General features: G+C 67.3%; 15 protein-coding genes. 9 read left to right on the top strand and 6 right to left on the bottom strand.

Annotated elements, in window-relative coordinates; all coding sequences use genetic code 11:
- Positions 1-14: 14 nt before the first annotated feature.
- The 4 genes from G6N27_RS14575 (at position 15) to G6N27_RS14560 (ending at position 5,358) form a co-directional block, all read left to right on the top strand.
- Entirely contained in the window at positions 15-1,304 is a 1,290-nt protein-coding gene (locus G6N27_RS14575; protein WP_163776968.1) for an aminotransferase class I/II-fold pyridoxal phosphate-dependent enzyme, read from the top strand.
- Positions 1,305-1,394: 90 nt separating this feature from the next.
- On the top strand, positions 1,395-3,230 hold the full coding sequence (locus G6N27_RS14570; protein WP_163776967.1) for a DNA polymerase III subunits gamma/tau: 1,836 nt from the start codon (positions 1,395-1,397) through the stop codon (positions 3,228-3,230).
- A 141-nt stretch (positions 3,231-3,371) separates the two neighbouring features.
- Entirely contained in the window at positions 3,372-4,865 is a 1,494-nt protein-coding gene (locus G6N27_RS14565) for a cytochrome P450 (RefSeq protein WP_232064585.1), read from the top strand.
- Positions 4,866-4,917: 52 nt separating this feature from the next.
- On the top strand, positions 4,918-5,358 hold the full coding sequence (locus G6N27_RS14560) for an SRPBCC family protein (RefSeq protein WP_163776966.1): 441 nt from the start codon (positions 4,918-4,920) through the stop codon (positions 5,356-5,358).
- Here G6N27_RS14560 and G6N27_RS14555 read toward each other — a convergent pair.
- Positions 5,355-6,086: an Rv3717 family N-acetylmuramoyl-L-alanine amidase gene (locus G6N27_RS14555; RefSeq protein WP_163781813.1), complete on the bottom strand. Its 732-nt coding sequence runs from the start codon at positions 6,084-6,086 to the stop codon at positions 5,355-5,357. The two genes, G6N27_RS14560 and G6N27_RS14555, sit on opposite strands and share 4 nt — an antisense overlap.
- A 140-nt stretch (positions 6,087-6,226) precedes the next feature.
- Between G6N27_RS14555 and G6N27_RS14550 the strand changes: the two genes are divergently transcribed.
- Entirely contained in the window at positions 6,227-6,550 is a 324-nt protein-coding gene (locus G6N27_RS14550) for a YbaB/EbfC family nucleoid-associated protein (RefSeq protein WP_163776965.1), read from the top strand.
- Between the two features lie 10 nt (positions 6,551-6,560).
- A complete protein-coding gene (gene recR / locus G6N27_RS14545) occupies positions 6,561-7,172 on the top strand; it encodes a recombination mediator RecR (protein WP_163776964.1) in 612 nt (203 codons plus the stop codon).
- A gap of 161 nt (positions 7,173-7,333) precedes the next feature.
- Here recR and G6N27_RS14540 read toward each other — a convergent pair whose 3' ends face one another.
- Both G6N27_RS14540 and G6N27_RS14535 read right to left on the bottom strand, forming a co-directional pair.
- Positions 7,334-8,038, bottom strand: coding sequence for a type 1 glutamine amidotransferase (locus G6N27_RS14540; RefSeq protein WP_163776963.1), 705 nt, complete (start codon positions 8,036-8,038; stop codon positions 7,334-7,336).
- Entirely contained in the window at positions 8,031-9,260 is a 1,230-nt protein-coding gene (locus tag G6N27_RS14535) for a Mur ligase family protein (protein WP_163776962.1), read from the bottom strand. Before G6N27_RS14535 ends, G6N27_RS14540 begins: the two co-directional genes overlap by 8 nt.
- A 72-nt stretch (positions 9,261-9,332) precedes the next feature.
- Between G6N27_RS14535 and G6N27_RS14530 the strand changes: the two genes are divergently transcribed.
- The 3 genes from G6N27_RS14530 to G6N27_RS14520 all read left to right on the top strand — a co-directional run bounded on the left by G6N27_RS14530 (position 9,333) and on the right by G6N27_RS14520 (position 11,953).
- Positions 9,333-10,313 (top strand): DEDDh family exonuclease, encoded by a 981-nt coding sequence (locus G6N27_RS14530; protein WP_163776961.1) that lies wholly within the window; start codon positions 9,333-9,335, stop codon positions 10,311-10,313.
- A gap of 219 nt (positions 10,314-10,532) precedes the next feature.
- The gene (locus G6N27_RS14525) at positions 10,533-11,405 is read left to right on the top strand and encodes an alpha/beta fold hydrolase (protein ID WP_163776960.1); all 873 of its coding nucleotides are present in this window, start codon (positions 10,533-10,535) and stop codon (positions 11,403-11,405) included.
- A 14-nt stretch (positions 11,406-11,419) separates the two neighbouring features.
- Positions 11,420-11,953: a hypothetical protein gene (locus G6N27_RS14520; protein WP_163776959.1), complete on the top strand. Its 534-nt coding sequence runs from the start codon at positions 11,420-11,422 to the stop codon at positions 11,951-11,953.
- Positions 11,954-11,957: 4 nt separating this feature from the next.
- Here the strand turns inward: G6N27_RS14520 and leuA are convergent, their stop codons facing one another.
- The 3 genes from leuA to G6N27_RS14505 form a co-directional block, all read right to left on the bottom strand.
- On the bottom strand, positions 11,958-13,793 hold the full coding sequence (gene leuA, locus G6N27_RS14515) for a 2-isopropylmalate synthase (protein WP_163776958.1): 1,836 nt from the start codon (positions 13,791-13,793) through the stop codon (positions 11,958-11,960).
- 170 nt (positions 13,794-13,963) lie between these two features.
- Positions 13,964-14,353, bottom strand: a complete 390-nt coding sequence (locus G6N27_RS14510) for a ParB N-terminal domain-containing protein (protein WP_163776957.1) — start codon at positions 14,351-14,353, stop codon at positions 13,964-13,966.
- Positions 14,354-14,399: 46 nt separating this feature from the next.
- Entirely contained in the window at positions 14,400-15,590 is a 1,191-nt protein-coding gene (locus G6N27_RS14505; protein ID WP_163776956.1) for a DUF4185 domain-containing protein, read from the bottom strand.
- Positions 15,591-15,603 lie beyond the last annotated feature (13 nt).

The following is a 15,603-nucleotide window of genomic DNA, read 5'->3' as shown; positions in this document are numbered from 1 at the left end:
GTGAAAGGCGGACAGTGTCGTACGGCTCGTTCAGCTCCCTAGGCCGTACCGACCTCACGGCGTTGCATGAACGCCACCAGCAGGACTACTCCGACCTGCAGGCCAAAAAACTGTCCCTCGACCTGACCCGCGGCAAGCCGTGCAGCGAGCAGTTGGATTTGTCCAACGCGTTGCTGAGTCTGCCGGGGTCCGACTACCGCGACGGCGAGGGCACCGACACCCGTAACTACGGCGGGCAGCACGGGCTGCCCGAACTGCGGGCCATCTTCGGCGAGTTGCTCGGCATCCCGGTGGCCAATCTGATCGCCGGCAACAACGCCAGCCTCGAGTTGATGCACGACGTCGTCGCGTTCTCGATGCTCTACGGCGGCGTGGATTCGCCGCGGCCCTGGGTGCAGGAGCCCGACGGGGTCAAGTTCTTGTGCCCGGTGCCGGGCTACGACCGCCACTTCGCCATCACCGAGACCATGGGCATCGAGATGATCCCGGTCCCGATGCATGAGGACGGTCCGGACGTCGACATGATCGAGGAACTGGTCGCCGTCGATCCGGCCATCAGAGGCCTGTGGGCGGTCCCGGTGTTCGCCAACCCCACCGGCTTGAGCTACTCGTGGGAGACGGTCCGCCGGCTTGTTCAAATGCAAACAGCCGCAAACGATTTCCGGTTGTTCTGGGACAACGCTTACGCCGTGCACACCCTGACGCTGGACTTCCCCCGTCCGATCGATGTACTGGGCTTGGCGGCCGCCGCGGGTAACCCGAACCGCCCGTACGTCTTCGCGTCGACGTCGAAGATCACCTTCGCCGGCGCCGGCGTCAGCTTCTTCGGCGGATCGCTGGGCAACATCGCCTGGTACCTGCAGTACGCCGGCAAGAAGTCGATCGGCCCCGACAAGATCAACCAGCTGCGGCATCTGCGCTTCTTCGGCGACGCCGACGGTGTGCGATTACAGATGCTGCGGCACCAGCAGCTGCTGGCGCCCAAATTCGCGCTGGCACTGGAGATTTTGGACAAGCGGCTGAGTGAGTCGAAGGTCGCCTCCTGGAACGAGCCGGAGGGCGGCTACTTCATCAGCCTCGACGTGCTGCCGGGCACCGCGAAGCGCACCGTCGCGCTGGCCAAGGACGCCGGCATCGCCGTCACCGAGGCCGGCGCGTCGTTCCCGTACCGCAAAGACCCGGATGACAAGAACATCCGGATCGCTCCGACGTTCCCGCCGGAGTCCGATCTGCGGGATGCGATCGACGGCTTGGCGACGTGCACATTGCTCGCCGCGACCGAGTCGCTGCTGAACCGCGCCTAGGCCGGCGTCGGCGACTGGGCCGATTGCCCGCCTCCTCAACGAACCCTCGCGGGTTCGCATCGTCGGTCGGGCTGGGTAGCCTTGGCAGCCGTGGCTCTCTACCGCAAGTACCGCCCTGCGACCTTCGCCGAAGTGGTGGGACAGGAACACGTCACCGAGCCACTGTCCACCGCCCTGACGGCGGGCCGAATCAACCATGCGTACCTGTTCTCCGGTCCGCGGGGCTGCGGCAAGACATCGTCGGCGCGTATTCTGGCCCGCTCGTTGAACTGCGAGCAGGGGCCGACGGCCACGCCCTGCGGGGTGTGCGACTCCTGCGTCGGCTTGGCGCCCAACGGGCCCGGCAGCATCGACGTCGTCGAACTCGACGCGGCCAGCCATGGCGGTGTGGACGACACCCGTGAATTGCGCGACCGCGCGTTCTACGCGCCGGCTCAGTCGCGCTACCGGGTGTTCATCGTCGACGAGGCGCACATGGTCACCACGGCGGGATTCAATGCGCTGCTCAAAATCGTCGAGGAGCCACCCGAGCACCTCATCTTCGTGTTCGCCACGACTGAGCCGGAGAAGGTGCTGCCGACGATCCGCTCGCGCACGCACCATTACCCGTTTCGGCTGCTGCCGCCGCGGACCATGCGCGGATTGATCGAACGGATCTGCGCCCAGGAGGACGTGGTCGTCGACGACGCCGTCTACCCGCTGGTGATCCGGGCCGGTGGTGGTTCGCCACGTGACACGTTGTCGGTGCTCGATCAGCTGCTCGCGGGCGCCGACGGCAACAGGGTGCATTACCAACGCGCCCTCGGCTTGCTGGGTGCCACCGACGTGGCCCTGATCGACGAGGCTGTCGACGCGCTGGGCGCCGCGGATGCGGCGGCGTTGTTCGGGGCGGTGGAATCGGTGATCGACGCCGGTCACGATCCCCGGCGATTCGCCACCGATCTGCTCGAGCGGTTCCGCGATCTGCTTGTGCTGCAAGCAGTTCCGGATGCCACCTCCCGTGGTGTGGTCGACGCGCCCGAAGACGTCCTGGAGCGGATGCGTGAGCAAGCGGCCCGGATCGGCCGCGCCACGCTGACCCGCTACGCCGAAGTCGTGCACGCCGGACTGACCGAGATGCGCGGCGCAACAGCGCCGCGTCTGCTGCTCGAGGTGATCTGCGCGCGGTTACTGCTGCCGTCGGCCAGCGATGCCGAATCGGCTCTGCTGCAACGTGTCGAGCGGATAGAAACCCGGCTGGACATGTCCATTCCGAACGCCGAGATGCCAGAGCGGCCGGCGCCGGCACGGCGTTCGGAGCCCGCGGCGCCGCCCGCCGACGTGGCCGCGCCCGCACCTACACCGGTGCCGGTCCCCGAGCCGTCACCGGAGCTCCCCGCCGAGCCCAGACCGGCCGACGAGGCCCCGACCGCTGGCTCGGCCGAACCGAATGCGGCCGCGGTCCGCACCCTGTGGCCGACGGTGCGCGACAAGGTGCGCCAACGCAGCAGAACCACCGAGGTGATGCTGGCCGGTGCCACGGTCCGCGCGGTCGAAGGCAACACCTTGGTGCTGGTTCACGAGTCGGCGCCGCTGGCCAAGCGGTTGTCGGAACAGCGCAACGCGGACGTCATCGCCGAGGCGCTCAAGGATGCGCTCGGTGTCGACTGGCGGGTGCGGTGTGAGGCAGGCGACCCGAGCCCAGTGCCCGAGGCACCGATTGCGCCGTCGCGCCCGGTCGAGCGTCCGGCCCGCAGGGTGGTTCCGCCGCCACCTGCGCCGGAGGAGGCACCTGCCGACGCGGAGTCCGCGCAGCGGGCCGAGGAGGAGAGCATGCTCGCCGAGGCCGGCCACGACGACCCGTCGGCCCCCCGCCGCGACCCCGAAGAGGCCGCGTTGGAGCTACTGCAGAGCGAGTTGGGCGCGCGCCGCATCGACAACGGCTGACCAAGCTCGCGTCGAGATCGTCAGACCATACGTCTGGCAAGCCAGACGTAATGGCTGAAATTCCTTATTTTTGACTGTCAGATAGACCACAAGTAGCCATGGACCTACTAATACAGTCAAAAAGTATGTGAAGCTCGTGTTATGACCATTTCGGGTATGTGGGCACCCGAATCATCGGTGGGCCTACGGAACGCAATTGTGCTGGATAGCCGCAGATACTTCGAGAGCTCGGATCTCCCGCATCCACCCCGTCGACTACCTTTCCTGGGTGATGTCCTCGGTTTGAACCCCCGCACCCCGTTCCAGTCGTCGCTGACACAGACCCGGAAACTGGGCCCGATCTCGGTCCGGAAGATCTTCGGAACCGAGATGATCGCGGTGAGCGGGATCGATCTGGTCACCGAAGTGCACGACGAAACCCGCTTCGGCAAATACGTCGGTCATCATCTCGCGCCGCTGCGCCCGATCATCGGAGACGGCTTGATCACCGTCGAGACCGACCATCCCAACTGGCGCCTGGCGCACGACATCCTCATGCCGGGGTTCACCCGCGAGGCGATGCAGGGCTATCACTCCGTCATGCTCACCGTTATCCGCGAACTGCTGGACCGCTGGGACGGCGCGGCCGACAGCGGGCGGACGGTGAATGTCACCGACGACACCACTCGGCTCGCGTTGGAAACCATCGGGCGTGCCGGGTTCGGCTACCGGTTCGGTTCGTTCGACCGCCGCATGCCGCATCCCTTCGTCTCCGCGATGAACCGGACGTTGCAATACGCCAACTGGTCGACGGTCCCACCGCTGGCACGGCTGGTCCGTCCACTGCTGCTGCGGTCCGGAGCCGTGATGACGCGCATCGTCGATGACGTCATCCGCGCACGCCAGGACGGCGCCCGAACCGGGGCCAACGACCTTCTCGACCTGATGCTCAATGCCACGCATCCCAAGACCGGACACCGACTGGATCCCGACAACATTCGCCAGCAGGTCATCACTTTTATCGTCGCCGGCCACGAGACCACCTCGGGTGCAATGGCTTTCGCGCTGCATTACCTCACCCAGAACCCGGACGTACTGGCGCGGGCCAAAGCGGAAGTCGATGCGGTATGGGGTGACGCCGACAACCCCGAACCGGCCTACGCCGACATCGCAAAGCTGCGCTATGTGCGGGCGGTACTCGACGAGTCGTTACGACTGTGGCCGACGGCTCCCGGCTATCTGCGGGTCGCCCGCAAAGACACCGTGCTGGGCGGTCGGTACCGGATCAGGAAAGGCCAGTGGGTCTTGGTGGTACTGCCCCTGGTCCAGCGCGACCCGCAGGTCTGGGCTGACCCGGAGCGCTTCGATCCCGACCGGTTCGCGCCCGGTCGGGCCAAGAACCGCGCGCATGCCTACAAGCCGTTCGGGACCGGGCAGCGGGCCTGCATCGGTCGCCAGTTCGCCCTGCACGAGGCAGTGTTGGCGCTGGGGATGATCCTGCACCGCTACGACCTGACACCAGAGAAGGACTACCGGTTGCGGATCTCCGAATCAATCACACTGAAGCCCAGAGGATTTCGGCTGAGCCTGGGTAAGCGGGCGGCATCGTCCCGGTTGCAGGACGTCGATACCGAGCTGATCCGCCGCAGCGCATAGGCGGGCGATACGCTGGTTGCCGATAATCGCCCGCGTAGAGGAGCTTCGCCTAATGGGACACGTCAGTGCAGCCAGCACGATCCTGATCAACGCTGAGCCAGCAACCGTGCTGTCCGCCGTCGGTGACTACCGGAATGTGCGGCCCAAGATCCTGTCGTCGCACTACCGCGACTACCAGGTGCTCCAGGGCGGCCAGGGGCAGGGAACCGTCGCCCGCTGGAAGCTGCAAGCCACCAAGTCCCGCGTGCGCGATGTGCAGGCCGACGTCGACGTCGCCGGCCACGCCGTGATCGAGAAGGACGCCAACTCGAGCATGGTGAACAACTGGACGGTGGCGCCCGCCGGACCGGCGGGATCCAGCGTCACCCTGACCACTACGTGGACAGGTGCCGGCGGCGTGAAGGGATTCTTCGAGAAGACGTTCGCGCCGTTGGGACTGAAGAAGATTCAGGCCGAGGTGCTGGAGAACCTTAAAAAGGAAATCGAAGACTAGCCCGCGGCGGGCTGGCCGCCCAGGAACGCGGAGATGCCCTTGACCACCGCGTCGGCGTATTGCTGACGGCCCTGCGGGCTTTCCATCAGCGCCGCGTCGGTCGCGTTCTTCATGTTTCCGCACTCGACCAGCACGGACGGATACTGCGCCAGGTTCAAACCGGCGAGGTCCGAGCGCCCGTACAGGCCGTCCTGGCCGATGTAGCTGGCCGGCGGGATGCCCGAAGCCTGCATCTGGTCGCGCATGACACGGGCGAACTGCACCGAGGGGCCGGATTGCGCGGCATTGAGCGGCGGCGCTGAGTAGTTGACGTGGAAGCCCCGGCCGCCCGCCGGCCCGCCGTCGGCGTGGATGCTGACGACGGCGTTGGGGTGCAGGGCGTTGGCCATCGCGGCGCGCTCGTCGACGCATGGGCCGATCGCGTTGTCGTTGCCGCGGGACATGGCCGTCCGCGCGCCCAGCGCGTTGAGCGCGGCACGGATGCGCAGCGTGGTGTCCCAGGTGAAGGTGTGCTCCGGGTAGCCGTCGTTGGTGGTGGTGCCGCTGGCCTGGCAGTCCTTGGTGCCGCCGCGACCGGTGGGCACCTGACGGCTGATCGACGCGTCGTTGGCACCGTTGTGACCGGGATCGAGGAACACGATCATCCCGGCGATGTTGCCCGGGACGGCCTTCGCGATCGGAGTGGTCGGCGCGACGTTGCCGACAGTGAGGACGCCGACGGCCGCCAACGCGGCGGCGGTCCCGACACGCAGGCGATGAGGTGTGCGCACGCCGCCACGTTAGCCCGGTGGCGTCTACGCTGGGAACTTCGAACCGCCCGCACAGCGCAGGCGACACCAAGTCGAGACCAAGACGCAAGGGGACCGTCATGCAACCCGGAGGCCAGCCCGACATGTCGGCGCTGCTTGCCCAGGCGCAGCAGATGCAGGCACAACTGATGGCTGCCCAGCAGCGACTCATCAACACCGAGGTGCACGGCGCGGCCGGTGGCGGTCTGGTGAAGGTGACCGTGAAAGGCAGCGGTGAGGTGGTGTCGGTGAACATCGATCCCAAGGTCGTCGACCCCGAAGACGTTGAGACCCTGCAGGATCTGATCGTCGGCGCGCTGGCCGACGCCTCCAAGCAGGTCACCACCATGGCGCAGGAGCAGCTGGGTCCGCTGGCCGGCGGCATGGGCTCGCTGGGTATGTGATCGACCAGCGATGTTCGAAGGACCGGTCCAGGATCTGATCGACGAGCTCGGCAAATTGCCGGGTATCGGGCCGAAGAGCGCGCAGCGCATCGCCTTCCATCTGCTGTCTGTCGAACCGCCGGACATCGACCGGCTCACGGCGGTGCTGGCCAAGGTCCGCAACGGCGTGCGGTTCTGCGCGGTCTGCGGCAACGTCTCCGACGACGAGCGCTGTCGCATCTGCGCCGATCCCCGCCGTGACGGTTCGCTGGTGTGCGTCGTCGAGGAGCCCAAGGACGTCCAGGCCGTCGAGCGCACCCGTGAATTCCGCGGCCGCTACCACGTCCTGGGTGGGGCGTTGGACCCGCTGTCCGGCGTCGGTCCGGAGCAGTTGCGCATCCGCGAGTTGCTGACCCGGATCGGCGAGCAGGTGGACGGCGTCGACATCACCGAGGTGATCATCGCGACCGATCCCAACACCGAGGGTGAGGCGACGGCGACCTATCTGGTGCGGATGCTGCGTGACATTCCCGGCCTGACCGTGAGCCGGATTGCGTCCGGGCTGCCGATGGGCGGTGACCTGGAGTTCGCCGACGAGCTGACGCTGGGACGTGCGCTGACCGGCCGCCGCGCCATGGTGTGAGTCACACGGGCAACTCCAGCACCGAGCCTGACCCAATAGGCGATGTTTTAAGTGAGCACCACCGGCGATATCACCTCGCCGGGAGATTTCGCATGCGCGCTCGAAATGAAAAGCGCATCATCCCGAGGTCAAGTGACCCACGAGGCTGATGTGACTGACCCTTAGGCTCGAAGCCGTTCGCGGCGAAGCAGTTCCACTTCCGGTAACTCCAGCGGCGTCAACGCACCGACCACCTTGCCCAGCAGCAGATCGGCGAACTCGGGGTTGCGGGCCAAGCATGGACCGTGCATGTAGGTGGCGAACACACTGCCCTGCACCGCGCCGTCGATGCCATCGCCCAACCGGTTGCCCGCGCCCTTCTTCACCGCGCCCAGCGGCGCCGCGGCATCGCCGAGAACCGTTCCGCCGCGGTGGTTTTCGAAACCGGTCAACGGCGCGGTCAGCCCGCTCAGCAGCGGTGCGCTGACCAGTTCGCCGATGGTGCGCGCCGGCTGCGGTGCGGTGGTCAGATCCAGCAGGCCCACGCCTTCGACCCGTTCGCCCGCCGAGGTCTCGTACCAGTGGCCGAGCACCTGGATGGCCGCGCAGATCGCCAGCACCGGCGCGCCGCGCGCGGCAGCTCGCTGCAGTCCCGGGTACTGGATCAGGTGCTTGGTGGCCAGCCGCTGCGCGTAGTCCTCGGCTCCGCCCAGCGTGTACAGGTCGAGGCTGTCGGGCACCGGGTCGGCCAGCGTGATCTCGACGATCTCGGCGGTGATGCCGCGCAGACGCAGCCGTTGTCGCAGCACCGCCGCGTTGCCGCCGTCGCCGTAGGTGCCCATCACGTCGGGCAGCACCAGGCCGATCCGAACCGTCGAATCAGTCATGACGGGCCAATCTGCGCTGCAACTGCAGGAACGCCGTGTAGTTGGCCACCACCTCGACGGGCCCGGGGGGACACGTCGCGATGGCCGCCACGGTGTCGTGCACCAGGGTGTGCTTGACGTCGGCGTAGCCCAGCCGGACGGCCAGGTCGGTGCCGCGTTCGCCGGCTGCGACCACGGCCGTGTTCTCGAAGTGCTCGAAGCGCACATCCCACAGCCAGGACAGGTCTTCGCCGTCGGGCACCTGACCGTTAACCGCGATCACCACCCCGGCGGCGTCCTTGTCCACCATCGACAACGCTTCCTGCCAGCCGGCCGGGTTCTTCGCCAACAACATGCGCACGTTGTGCGAGCCGACCTGGATGGTGCGATAGCGGCCGGCCACCTCGTCGACACCGGAGACGGCGGCCACCGCGGCCACCGGATCGGCGCCGAGCGTGACGGCGGCCGCCACCGCCTGGGCGGCGTTGCCCCGGTTCACCGTGCCGGGCAGCGCCAGTCGCATCGGCAGCGCCAATCCGTCTGGGCCGTAAAGGTTTTCGTCGTCGAACCACCACTGCGGGCTGGGGCGTTTGAAGTCGGCGCCGGTCGAATACCAGTGGCCTTGGTCGCGGACGATCACCTCACCACTGCGCGGGCAACTGACCGAGTCGGCCGCCCAGCTGCCGCCCGCGGCCACCCAAACCACTCTTGTGTGGTCGTACGCGGCCGAGGTCATCAACACGTCGTCGCAGTTGGCGACGACGACGGCCTGCGGATGTGCGGCCAGGCCGGCCCGCAGCCGGCGCTCGATCACGTTGATCTCGCCGACCCGGTCCAGTTGGTCACGGGACAGGTTGAGCAACACGACGACTGCGGCCTCGACGGCATCTAAGACATGCGGCACGTGCATCTCGTCGACCTCGAGCGCCGCGAGCCCGGCGGTACGGTCGGCGGCCAGCGCGGCCACCAGGCCGGCGTCCATGTTGGCGCCTTCGGCGTTGGTGGCGACGGCGCCGATGGTCCGCAGGGCGGCGGCGGTCATCCGGGTGGTCGTCGATTTACCGTTGGTGCCGGTCACGATGACCGATCGTCGGCCGGTGCCGAGTTGGCGCAGGATCGAGGAGTCCAGGGTCATCGCGACCAGGCCGCCGATCATGGCGCCGGCCCCCCGACCGGTCACCCGGGACGCCCATCGCGCGCCGGCTCCGGCGGCAAGAGCGAGGCGTCCGCGGGCGGTGATCACTCGGAGAGGTTAACCGCGCGACACGAAGCCGAGCGACCCGATGATGTCGGCTCGGCGTGAAATCCTCCATTCATGTTCACGACGTCCTGGGGCAGGCCGGTGACCGAGCCCGGAGCCGGCTGGGCCGTCATCGACGTCGAGACCTCCGGCTTCAAGCCCGGCGACGCCCGCGTGATCAGCCTCGCCGTGCTCGCCCTCGACGCCGACGGGCGGGTCGAGCAATCCGTGGTCAGCCTGCTCAATCCGGGTGTGGATCCCGGGCCGACCCACATCCACGGCTTGACCGCAGAGATGCTCGAAGACCAGCCGCAGTTCAGCGACATCGTCGGCGATGTCGTGGAGCTGGTGCGCGGACGAACGCTGGTCGCGCACAACGTCGCCTTCGACTACGGCTTCCTGACCGCGGAGGCCGAGCTGGCCGACGTCGAGCTGCCGATCGACAGCGTCATGTGCACGGTCGAGCTGGCCCGTCGGCTGGAGCTGGGCACCGACAACCTGCGACTGGAGACGCTGGCCGCGCACTGGGGGGTGACCCAGCGACGGGCGCACGATGCGTTTGACGACGCCGTGGTGCTGACCGACGTGCTCGCGGCCTCGCTGCGGCGGGCCCGCGAACGCGATGTGTGGCTGCCGGTGCGGCCCGTCACCCGGCGGCGCTGGCCCAGCGGCCGGGTCACCCATGACGAGCTTCGGCCGTTGAAGGTGCTGGCGTCCCGGATGCCGTGCCCGTATCCGAACCCTGGCCCCTATGTCAGCGGTGGGCCGCTGATTCAGGGCATGCGGGTCGCGCTGGCCGCCGAGGTTCAGCGAACCCACGAGGAGCTGGTCGAGCGGATCCTGCACACCGGCCTGGCCTACGCCGAAGCCGTCGACTTGGACACCTCGCTGGTGATCTGCAATGAACGCCGGCCGGCCCGCGGCAAGGGCTATCTGGCCCACGAGCTCGGGGTACCGCTGGTGTCCGACGCGAAGTTCATGGACTGCGTCGGCGCGGTCGCGGGCCGCGCCGGTGTCGGCGAAGCACATGCGGGCGAGCAGTTCGCGCTGTTTTGATGCCCGACTCCTCCTCCCGCCGCTGCGCGGCGCGCATCGTCATCGGGCGGTTTTGATGCCCGACTCCTCCTCCGCGCAGCGGCGCGCATCGTCATCGGGCGGTTTTGATGCCCGACTCCTCCTCCCGCCGCTGCGCGGCGCGCATCGTCATCGGGCGGTTTTGATGCCCGACTCCTCCTCCCGCCGCTGCGCGGCGCGCATCGTCACCAGGCGGTTTTGATGGCAGGTATGCGGCCGGCATGGGTTGACGACACCCTGTTTCCGTTCACCAGCCGATTCCTCGAAATCGACGGCAACACCGTGCACTACGTCGACGAAGGTCGCGGCCCCATTCTGCTCATGCTGCACGGGAATCCGACCTGGTCGTTCGTCTACCGCGACGTCATCTCGCAGCTGTCGGCGACGTTTCGGTGCATCGCGCTGGACTATCCGGGGTTCGGGCTGTCGAGCCCGGCCCCCGGCTACCGATTCCATCCCGCCGACCACGCCCGGGTGGTGGGCGAATTCGTGGACCGTCTGGACCTGCGCGATGTCACCTTGGTCGTCCAGGACTGGGGCGGGCCCATCGGCCTGACCGCTGCCGTCGCGCGCCGTGAGCGTTTCTCGGCGCTGGTGGTGGGTAACACCTGGGCGTGGCCGGTCAACGGCGATCTTCACTTCGAGATGTTCTCCCGGTTCATGGGCGGTCCGATCGGGCGCCTGCTGATCAGGCGGTTCAATTTCTTCGTCAACGCCATGATTCCGGCCGGGCATCGGCGCCGCCGGCCGACTGCAGCGGAGATGGACCATTACCGGCAGGCCTTGCCGACGCCGCAGCGGCGGATGCCGAGCGCGATCTTTCCCAAAGACATCCTCGCGGCGCAGGCTTTTCTGGCCGACCTCGAGCACGGGCTGCCGACGCTCGCAGACCTGCCTACCCTGATCGTGTGGGGGGACGCGGACATCGCGTTCCGCGACAACGAACGACGGCGTTGGGAGGCGCTGCTGCCCCGGCACCACACCGTCGTACTGTCCGGGGCGGGCCACTACCTACAGTCAGACGCTCCAACCGAATTCGCCGACGCCATCGCCGCGTGGCACAACCAGCACTAGGAGTCGTCAGCTCTATGCCGATCACACGAAGCCGTCGGCGGACGTGGGCTGCGCTGGCAGCGGTGGTTGCCGCGTTGGCGGCCTGCGGTTCGCCCGGCAACGTCGGTACGGCATCGAAAACAGCGGGCGTGCACGTCCCGGAGAACTTCTGCGGTCTGCTCAGCGGATCCGAAATCAGTCGCGTGGTAGGCCGGGCGTTTCCCGCGCCGGAGGGCAGCCAATCGCCCAGCGAAGCGCAGTGCGCCGCGATACCGACCGCGGGCAACGACGTCACCTTCAAGCTGTACTGGAACAACCTGTACTGCGTCGAGGGCAAGCCCGCCGACGGGCAGTGCCTCAACGCGCAGTCCAAGGGATTCCTCGCCAACAAGCAGACCGCCGGCAAGGTTCAGGACGTCTCCGGCCTGGGCGATCGGGCCTTCTGCTTCGTCGCGCCGCCAGCAACCCTCGACGTGCTCAAGGGCTGGATCTATCTGATCGTCAGCGCCGACAACTGCGCTCAGGCCCAGACCCTGGCTGGCATGGTGCTGGCCAAGGTCGAGGCCTGACGCCTTATTTCCGGGCGGCCCGGTTCACCGCCGACACGACGGCGCGCAGTGAGGCGGTGGTGATCGACGGCGCGATGCCGGCACCCCATACGGTTCGACCGCCCACCGACGCCTCGACATAGGCGGCGGCCTGAGCGTCCTCGCCGCCGCTCATCGCGTGCTCGGAGTAATCCAGCACGGCCACATCGAACCCGATGTGCGCCAGCGCGTCGACGAACGCGGCCAGCGGGCCGTTGCCCGATCCGCTGATCTCGGTCTCGGCGCCGTCGACCTTGACCGTCGCGACGATCCGGGTGACGCCGTGGTCCTCTTCGGAGGCGTCGACCCGCTGCTTCATCCGTTCCAGCGGCCGGATCGGGGCCAGGTACTCCTCGTTGAACGCGTCCCACATCTCCTTCGGGGTGACCTCGCCGCCCTCGCCGCCTGAGCCCTCGGCGATCTTCTGGATCACCTGGGAGAACTCGATCTGCAGCCGCCGCGGCAGCGCCAGGCCGTGGTCGGACTTCATGATGTAGGCCACCCCGCCCTTGCCGGACTGCGAGTTGACCCGGATCACCGCCTCGTAGGTGCGGCCCACGTCGCGTGGGTCGATCGGCAGATACGGGACCTGCCAGAGCATGTCGTCGACGTCCGAATCCGCTTCGTCCGCAGCGACTTTCATCGCGTCCAAGCCCTTGTTGATCGCGTCCTGGTGGCTGCCGGAGAACGCGGTGTACACCAGATCGCCGCCGTAGGGGTGACGTTCGGGCACCGGCAACTGGTTGCAGTACTCGACGGTGCGACGGATCTCGTCGATGTTGGAGAAGTCGATCTGCGGGTCGATGCCGCGGGAGAATTGATTCAGGCCCAAGGTCACCAGGCATACGTTGCCGGTCCGTTCGCCGTTGCCGAACAGGCAGCCCTCGATCCGGTCAGCTCCGGCCTGATAACCCAATTCGGCTGCGGCGACCGCGGTTCCGCGATCGTTGTGCGGGTGCAAGCTCAGGATGACCGAATCGCGCCGTTTCAAGTTGCGGCTCATCCACTCGATCGAATCGGCGTAGACGTTGGGTGTGGCCATCTCGACGGTGGCCGGCAGGTTGAAGATGATCGGGTTGTCCGGGGTGGGCTTGATGACGTCGCCGACGGCGTCGCACACCTGCTTGGCGTACTCGAGCTCGGTCCCGGTGTAGGACTCCGGCGAGTATTCGAAGCGCCACTGGGTGCCCGGGTATTTCGCGGCCTCCTCGACACACTTGCGCGCGCCGTCGGTCGCGATCGCCTGCACCGCAGCCCGGTCGGCGCGAAAGACGACGCGCCGCTGCAGGATTGACGTCGAGTTGTAGAAGTGCACGATCGCACGGTGGACGCCCTCGCAGGCCAGGAAGGTCCGCTCGATCAGTTCGGGCCGGCACTGGGTCAGCACCTGGATGGTGACGTCCTCGGGGATCGCACCCTCGGTGATGATCTCGCGAACGAAGTCGAAGTCGGTCTGACTGGCCGACGGGAAGCCGACCTCGATCTCCTTGTAGCCCATACGCACCAGCAGGTCGAACATGCGCCGCTTGCGGGCCGGGCTCATCGGGTCGATGAGCGCCTGGTTGCCGTCGCGCAGATCCACCGCGCACCACAGCGGTGCTTTGTCGATGACGTGGTCGGGCCAGGTGCGGTCGGCCAAGCGGACGGGCTCGACCTCATCGGCGAACGATCGATACCGGCTGACCGGCATCGACGATCCGCGCTGGGTGTTCCACGCCTGCTGGCCGGCGTTTGGTGGGCCTGCGGGTTTGGTGATCGTCCTGTGTGAGGTGAATGCGTCGGGGGAGTCGTCCGACGTTTTGCTAAAAGTCGTCACGGTCATTGCTCCGGATTTTCAGAAGGGCGCCCATTAGAGGCTTAGACCGGCGCATCGCGAACACCCGCGACAGGAAGCCGGTCTGGATCAGGCCCTGTCGCGGCGTCCGAGAAGGAGCACCCGCTGCACGCTGTGTACTGTACCCCGCCCGCGGGTTTGCCCAAAACCCCTGCTCGCTACTTGGTGGCCGGGACGATCCGCACGGGTATGTCGGTGTTCTCGTCGGTCCAGTAGCTCGCGCAGACCCGGTGGTAGCCGTCGGCGATCTGCATCGCCACCCCGGTGTTGAGGTCGCCGCGGACGGCCAGGATGGGCGACAGGCGCTGACCCTTCTTGATCTTCTTCAGGTCTCGGCTCACGTGCGGGTTGTCTACCGGCAACAGCTGCAGGCACGACGCCCGCAGCAGGTCCTTGGCCTTCTTGCGCACGATTGGGGCTTGCTTGAGCGCCGCCACGATCTCGCTGATCTGCTCGGCGGTGGCGAGCAGGGCGAGATAGTCGGCCGCCGCCGGGTAATCGTGCTCGTCGGGCTCGTCGCCCCACAACACCTCATTGCTGCTGGCCATCGTGACCACCTCTCTGCAGAGCGCATCCGCGGGCCACTATTGGATATCAGACGCCCCGTCGCTGCGGGCGTTTGCGTGGACGGGCGCGGGCAGCGGGGCGCTGGACCGCTGCGACCTTGGTCGTGTCGGTCAGCGTCACCTTGAACTGCATCGCCCGGTACGGCCAGCCGGTTGCGGTATCCCACTGCGACACGATCAGCCCGACACCGCCGGGAGCATCCAGCGTCGACCCGGGCAGCACATAGCCGCCGTAGAGCTGCGCAACCTGGTTGTTCGCCAGGTCTTGGGCGTCCCAGGTCGACCCGACCAACGGGGTCTGCAGCTCAGCCTCGTAGAGGTTGGCCGTCGGGCTGTCGATCGTGCGGTAACTCAGCGCGTACTGCGACGACAGGAAGCCGCCCAATATCCATGTGCCGCAGTCCAATCGGCGCAGGGTCAGCTCGCCCCAGGTCTCGGCGGGCGGCGTGATCGGGGTCGGCGCGTTGTCCCAAGCCCACTGGTTGTCGGCCCAACCCCAGCCCGAGTACTTCGACATGTCACCGATGTCGTCGGGGCGCACCCGTCGAAGAATGATGCCCTTGTCGCGCTGAAACCCGGTGGAGACGACGTAGACCCAACCGTCGTCGGGGTTGTAGTCCCACGACCACAGCTGCGCGTAACCGTTGTGCAGCGACGCGGGGAAGGTGGCCCGGGCGCCCATCTCCTGCCACGTGGCGCCGTTGTCGGTCGAGGCCCAGATGCCGGTCCAGATGACATTGCCGAAGCCGCGGTTGACGATGGCGTGCAGGTACATCGTCTGCCCGATGACCAACAGGTCGGAGGGAATGACGGTGCTGATCCCACCGCGGTTCCAGGGTGGGCTGTCATGGACATAGGCCCACAACTGCTGCGCATAATCGGCGTCTTCGCCGGCCGCGGCCGCGTACTGGATCTTGGTATTCGCGTCCCCGGTCCCGATCAGCGCGACCGGGGCGCGCCAGTCACCCTGACCGACGCTGTCGCCGGAGAAGGTGTCTCCGAACACCGACACCAGCTTGCCGTTCGGTGCGACGGCGCTGACGCCGAGGTCGGTGCCGGTGACCCCCCACGAGTCGGTGATGCCCGGGCCGGTGATGTCACCGAGATAGCCCTGGACGGGCGCTGCCGGTATCGCCGCCGCGCGTTTCGTGGTCTTCTTGGCCGCGACGGATTTCTTTGCGGTGGAGGTCTTTTCGCGCCGCTGTCGTACCTGGCTCATGGGGTGCCTCGCA

This window comes from Mycobacterium cookii (genome assembly GCF_010727945.1).
GTDB classification, from domain to species: Bacteria; Actinomycetota; Actinomycetes; order Mycobacteriales; family Mycobacteriaceae; genus Mycobacterium; species Mycobacterium cookii.
The sequence above is the reverse complement of the archived record's forward strand: the minus strand, read 5'-3'. Positions and strand labels throughout refer to the sequence as shown.